Source organism: Candidatus Thiodiazotropha sp. AKAK2 (genome assembly GCF_058244685.1).
In genome coordinates this window covers 127,899-133,947 of record NZ_JBSYOP010000039.1, presented here as the reverse complement: position 1 = coordinate 133,947, position 6,049 = coordinate 127,899, and the positions used below count along the sequence as shown (strand labels likewise).

Annotated in this window: 5 protein-coding genes; 2 read left to right on the top strand and 3 right to left on the bottom strand. The window is 52.4% G+C overall.

The annotated features are described in order from the left end of the window. Positions 1 to 649 precede the first annotated feature (649 nt). Positions 650 to 2,851, top strand: a complete 2,202-nt coding sequence (locus tag AC4IE8_RS21845) for a tRNA(Met) cytidine acetyltransferase TmcA (RefSeq protein WP_490792055.1) — start codon at positions 650 to 652, stop codon at positions 2,849 to 2,851. Between the two features lie 175 nt (positions 2,852 to 3,026). On the opposite strand, the gene AC4IE8_RS21840 is transcribed toward AC4IE8_RS21845, so the two are convergent. From AC4IE8_RS21840 to AC4IE8_RS21830, 3 genes are read right to left on the bottom strand one after another with little or no spacing between them, the layout of a single operon-like run. Beyond that, a complete protein-coding gene (locus AC4IE8_RS21840) occupies positions 3,027 to 3,527 on the bottom strand; it encodes an SRPBCC family protein (RefSeq protein WP_490792053.1) in 501 nt (166 codons plus the stop codon). 34 nt (positions 3,528 to 3,561) lie between these two features. Continuing rightward, entirely contained in the window at positions 3,562 to 4,449 is an 888-nt protein-coding gene (locus AC4IE8_RS21835; RefSeq protein WP_490792052.1) for an alpha/beta hydrolase, read from the bottom strand. Between the two features lie 11 nt (positions 4,450 to 4,460). Next, a complete protein-coding gene (locus AC4IE8_RS21830) occupies positions 4,461 to 5,297 on the bottom strand; it encodes an oxidoreductase (RefSeq protein ID WP_490792051.1) in 837 nt (278 codons plus the stop codon). 119 nt (positions 5,298 to 5,416) lie between these two features. On the opposite strand from AC4IE8_RS21830, the gene AC4IE8_RS21825 reads away from it, so the two are divergent. Beyond that, positions 5,417 to 6,022 carry a TetR/AcrR family transcriptional regulator gene (locus tag AC4IE8_RS21825; RefSeq protein WP_490792050.1) on the top strand — a complete coding sequence of 202 codons (606 nt, stop codon included), beginning with the start codon at positions 5,417 to 5,419 and terminating at the stop codon, positions 6,020 to 6,022. Positions 6,023 to 6,049 lie beyond the last annotated feature (27 nt).

Genomic DNA, 6,049 nt, shown 5'->3' with positions numbered 1-6,049 from the left:
CCACGGCATGACTCATCTCCCATTGAGAATTTGTCATACAGTTTATTTCAGGTGTTACCCATGTCTCCGAACATGTGTTACCTATGTCTCCGGTCTATACAATGGGAGAGGGGTTGGGGAGAGGGTGCGCGCGAAGCGCTTCAAGTGCCTTAAAGATAAAGCCAATTTAACCCTTCATCTTTTATCTTATCGAGTATTGGTCAAATGATGCCGTTCATTCTCCCCCTCTCCCCCAGCCCCTCTCCCGCAAGGGGAGAGGGGAGTAGCTCACCCCGCCTATTGGGCACACAGATGCTATGTGACTATTTCCAGCTTTGACCACCTGGTTGGAAGAAGGCCATTCAGCACTGTTCAATCATAAATGAAATCTGGCCCTTCGCACTCAGCTTCAGCATGACTCACTTCATTAAAGTCGATAGGTAACCTCTGAATCGTTTGATTTTCGACACCCGTGCGAATGCTGGACCCAGAAACCACCATCGGATGGATAATGGACAGTGACAACCAGTAGCAGAATTGCCTTAGGCAGCAACCCACCATCCAACAGATAGGTATTACAGTCAATAGTAATTCATGGCATGCTTTAACCATACCAATGCAGCACTTTCAATGATGCACTGATACCAACACCAACAGCAGATCCTGAAAGATTATCAAAACCATCAACACAATCACGCACCTGGTCTCAGAGACCCGTCAACTGGCTCAACAGAGACGGCATCGCTACCTTCTGCATATCGCGGGTGAAGCAGTCTGGTGTATTGAGCAGGCCAAACAGATCGTTGAAGGGATCAACGAACCCAACACACTGTGGATTGGAGAACATCCACCGGAAGGCATCACCCATGCCGGCAATCAACAGACACGGCAGCATCTGGGCAGGGAATCTGGCCTGCTGATCTACAACGCCTTTTCAGGATTCGACCCGGACGCCTTCGGCGCAGTCAGCGGCACATTGGCGGGCGGCGGACTCCTGCTCCTGCTGACCCCTGCCCTGGATCAGTGGGCCGAGCAGAGTGATCCGGAAGCCGAGCGGATCACCGTGGCCAACTACAACCTGCCCAAACCCAGCCGCTTCTTCACAAGGCTTGCATCCATCCTGGAAACCGAACCGACTGTTGCCAGAATCACAGCCGCTGCTATCAAGCCCACACAGACCGACACACTGCCAGACCAAACAGATTCAACCACAACGGATCCCAGCTGCTGTACCAACGATCAATCTGCCGCCGTAGAAGCGATCATCCATGTGGTCAAAGGCCATGGCAAACGGCCGCTGGTACTCAGCTCCGACCGGGGACGCGGTAAATCCTCAGCCCTGGGGATCGCCGCCGCCCGGCTTCTCCAGAACGGCTACAAGCGCATCCTGGTAACCGCCACACGACAGGCTGCAGTGGAGACCCTGTTCGCCATGGCAGCCCGGGAACTGGGGATGGAACAACAGGGAGCGGATACCCTCCACCACCAGCAAGGCATGATTGAGTTTGTCGCCCCGGATCGATTGATCCTGGAGCAGCCCCAGGGAGATCTTCTGCTGGTGGATGAAGCAGCCGCCATCCCCACGCCCCAACTCAAAAAACTGCTGGCCCACTACCCCCGTATCACCTTCGCCACCACAGTGCATGGCTATGAAGGCACCGGCCTGGGATTCAACCACCGATTTAAAAAACACCTCGACCAGCAACGCCCCCAGTGGCGGGAGATTCAGCTCAAGACACCGATCCGTTGGGCATCCAATGATCCCCTGGAACAGCTGGTCTTCAGAATGCTGGCCCTGGATGCAGAACCGGCGCAGATTGATCACGACATACCCCTGGATAACGACCAGCTCTCCATAACCTTTCCCAGCCAAAAGCAGCTGATGGAAGATGAACAGCAGCTGCAACAGTTCTTCGGCCTGCTGGTCCTGGCCCACTACCGGACCACACCAAGGGATCTCTGGCATCTGCTGGACGGACCGAATCTGCAACCGGTGGTTGTGAAACATCGACAACAGATCATCGCCGTAGCCCTGCTCGCCTCCGAAGGGGAATTTTCTGCAGAACTCGCAGAACAGATCTGGCTCGGTCGACGGCGGCCCCGAGGACACTTACTGGCCCAATCACTCTCCGCTCATCTGGGTTTGAGAACGGCGTCGACTCTGAAGGGATTGCGGATCATGAGAATTGCCGTTCATCCTGCCCTGCAGAACCGAGGCCTTGGTCAACAACTGCTTAATACGATTCAAAATTACGCCTCTGATCAGGCGTATGACTATCTTGGTGTCAGTTTTGGTGCTGAGACGAGACTGATCCGATTCTGGCAGGCCAACGGCATGAAAGCCGTAAGGTTGGGTATCCATCCGGGAGCAAGCAGCAGTCAGCAATCAGTAATGCATATCCAGGCCCTGAGTAGTAGAGGCGAATCGATGCTGAAACAAGCTAGAACCAGCTATGCCAGACAACTGCCAGCACTACTTGCAGAGCCACTGAGTCAAGTATCAACTGAATTGCTCGTACTCCTGCTCAAGGGGATTGAAACACCCCCCATGTCGGATCTGACAGAACAGGAGTGGTTGGATGCGATTGCATACGCTTTTGGCAATCGGGGATATGACTATACCCAGGCCACCATTCAGACACTCGCCTTAAATGCACTTGTCGATGGGCTGTTAGATGATGCTGAGAACAGCCTGTTGATTAAACGAGTGTTACAAAAACAGGAATGGAATGATTGCACGAGAGCACTTGATCTCTCCGGTAAGAAAACCGCAGATTCAAAGATACGTAAAACCTTGCAGAAGGTTGTTTCTCATTATGCTGACAGTGCAACCTCTGATCTAGTTTGTAAGATCAAAAGGATATCTGATTAATTCTCTTTTCTTCGCCCGGTGAATGCCAACTCACTCAGAGGCACATGTGAATATCGCTTCATTTCCTCATGCCATATATTACTTCCAATATGATAATGCATGACTTTTTTCATTGACTGCTTTCGGCCAATAACGGACTCTCAACATTCATAGATTTTGGCGCGGACTACATCGCTTACTTTGCCAGTTCCATAACGCGAGCTCGCAAGGCTTCGTTGACCCTCTCGTAACTCGGTTGCACCCAACTCGAATCCCAGAATAGCATTGCCAGGCCGTTGTCCACCTCATGCTGGATCACCCGTGTACCCCCGTCGACCGCCTCAAGTCGGTATTCGTGATCGGCGGTCAGAACTCCGCGCAGTCCAGCGAATTGACGAATTCGTCGACCGGGCTCGATTTCGATGATGGTTGCCTCGAACTCGCTCTGCTTGCCGTTCGGCTGGGTCATCCGGTAGGTCACCTTGCTGCCGACGCTCAGACTGCCCGCGATTGGCACAAGCAACGGATTCCAGTCTGCGTAGCCTGTGTGGTCGGAAAGCACGGCCCAAACCGCTTGCGGCGATGCCGGAATCACGATCTCAGCATGAAAGGTCTTTCGTCCAGCGAAATAGAGCACCGTAAGTAGTATTGCGGCGCCAACTACGGCCCACAGCCATTTGGAGGTCAACAGGGTCATGGTATTTTCCTATGTCGGTCTATTTGACGATCGATTAGTACGCACCATACATATGGTCATCGAACCAGTCGGTGAATTCCTGAGGGTGCGTGCCAATACGGTCGTAGGCTGCGAAACGGCTTTTGTCCAGGTCGAGCATTTTCAGTTCCTTCTCCACGGTCAGTCGCTGGTAGTAGTCTTCCACCATCGACATTTGTGTCCAGGGGTCGTTGGCATTTTGTACGACGAGCGTCGGCACGCTGATGCTCGCAGCCTGCTCGACGAAGTTGGGACCGGCGATATCGAATCCTAGGCGCTCCACGGTGACTTTTTCACCCGAGCGTCTTGCAAAGCCGGGCATGCCGAGAGCATCGACGAAACAGCTGTACAGCAGCGGCTGCACCGCCACCAATGCCTTGACGCGATCGCGTCCTGAGAGGCCGTCCTCAAGCCCATAGGCGTAGGTCGTCGCCGCCGAGCCCATGCAAATCGACAGCAGACCGATCGAAGCGTTGGCGAAGTCGGGGTGTGTGCTGATGTAGTCGACCGCACCGATGACGTCCTTCGCTTCCTCCTGGCCCCAGCTCACCCACGGAATGGGGCCGAGATCGCTCTCACCGTGTCCGCGAAAATCATACATCAGCACGGAATAGCCATTTTCGACCAGGTATTTCGCCTGGCGCAAAAAACTGATGTCGTTTTTCCACGGTTTGATCAGGCCTTTGCCTTTCGGGGTCCAGCCGCCGCGACTGCACTGCACGCCAAAGTGACTCTGGACGATGACACGGTCACTTCCGCCCCGGATCAACCAACCGCGCAATAAGGTACCGTCGGTTGCCGGAAATTCTACGCTCTCGTAGTCGAGCCCCCAGTTCTCGGGACTATCGAACAATGGAGACTGGTAAGGTTTGACCATCATGTTGGAAATCATTGTGCCGAACATTGCTTTATTCCTCACTGCACCATCGAGTTGATCACTTTATCGAAGGTTCGATCCGACAGGATTTGCCTCATGACTAGCGTCGAAGTCGAAAACTTGCCAACGGCATACCGGGTTTTGGGTTTCCTGGATCCAATAATGGTTTGAATGGTCTTCGAAATAACTGACGGAGGCGATCCGGATCCGTCCAATCCAGATTCCTTCAAGCTCAGATTCGAAACTCGCCTGGCCATTTCCTGGTATGGCCCACTGCCCGAATGACCCAAAACCTGTTTGGACATAACCTCGGGGAACTCGGTTTTTATGGCACCAGGTTCCAACACCACCACGTTAATTCCGAACGGTTCGAGTTCGAGTCTCAGGCAATCGGAGTATCCTTCTACCGCGTGTTTGCTTGCGTGGTACCAGGCGCCCAGTGGGGCATAAATTTTGCCACCGATGGAGGAGGTATTGATGATCGTTCCTGATCCTTTGTTTCTCATGTGCGGTACGACCAACTGGGTAAGGCGAGCCATTCCGAAAAGATTGACCTCGAACTGATATCTGGCGTCGTCCAGGCTGGTTTCTTCCACCGAGCCGTACAAACCGAAGCCAGCGTTGTTCCAGAGAACATCCACCCGGCCTTCAGTTTCAATTATCTTCTCGACGCAAGAAACGATGTCCTCGTCTTTCGATATGTCCAATGTCATCAGCTTCCCGCCGATTTCTGCCAGATCCTGCATCTTGTCCGTACGCCTGGCGGCGCAGTAGACGATATGGCCCTGGTGAATAAGGTCTTTTGCGGTTTCCTTGCCCATTCCAGAGGAGGCCCCTGTAATGAGAATTACTTTCTTGGCTTTGCTTTGGTTCATGATCTTCTCCAAATTTGCAAAATTCACAGATATTAAGTACACTACACAGTGTAGTATAGCTTGTGGCGGCCGTCAATATAAATTACACTATTCGGTGTAATTTATGATAAGGGTTTCATATGACTGAGAAAAAAAGAGATACGAGCAAGAAGAGGGATTCCATAGTAGACGCTGCCCTCAAGGCATTTGAGGAACAAGGCTATGAAAAGGCCAGTATGGATTATGTGGCTGAGGTGGCTAACGCCTCAAAACGAACCGTTTATAATCACTTCCCTAGCAAGGAGTCTCTCTTTGAAGAAGTGTTCGATCGCTTTCTTCAAGAGTCCTTTACCCTCAAACAGATCAAGTACGACCCGGAAAAGACTGTGGAGGAACAATTGGCCGAATTTGCCGAGTCCAAGATGGTATTGGCAAACAAGCCTGAACGTCTCGGGCTCATGCGAATGGCTTTTGCTGCTTTTATCTCTCATCCCGAACTGGCGCAGAAGGCCTATGCAAAGGCCGAGGCCCAGGAGGACAGTTTATCGGCCTGGCTGAAGGCAGCGTCAAAAGATGGTCGACTCGACGTGAAGGATCCTGCTCTTGCCGCGGAGATATTTTGGTCTCTTTTTGCAGGAACTTTCTTCTGGCCGCCGATCTTGCAGGGTCCCGTCGAACCTAAAACTGCCAGGAAACTCAAGAAAGAATTCATTGAAACATTTCTGGCACGATTCAGGAGTGTTTAGTCCCGATTTACAGACGTAACCTAGTAC

Bases quoted from the DNA above. Each gene is read 5' to 3' on its own strand.
- AC4IE8_RS21840 (WP_490792053.1), bottom strand. From the start codon at position 3,527: ATGACCCTGTTGACCTCCAAATGGCTGTGGGCCGTAGTTGGCGCCGCA.
- AC4IE8_RS21835 (WP_490792052.1), bottom strand. From the start codon at position 4,449: ATGTTCGGCACAATGATTTCCAACATGATGGTCAAACCTTACCAGTCT.
- AC4IE8_RS21830 (WP_490792051.1), bottom strand. From the start codon at position 5,297: ATGAACCAAAGCAAAGCCAAGAAAGTAATTCTCATTACAGGGGCCTCC.
- AC4IE8_RS21825 (WP_490792050.1), top strand. From the start codon at position 5,417: ATGACTGAGAAAAAAAGAGATACGAGCAAGAAGAGGGATTCCATAGTA.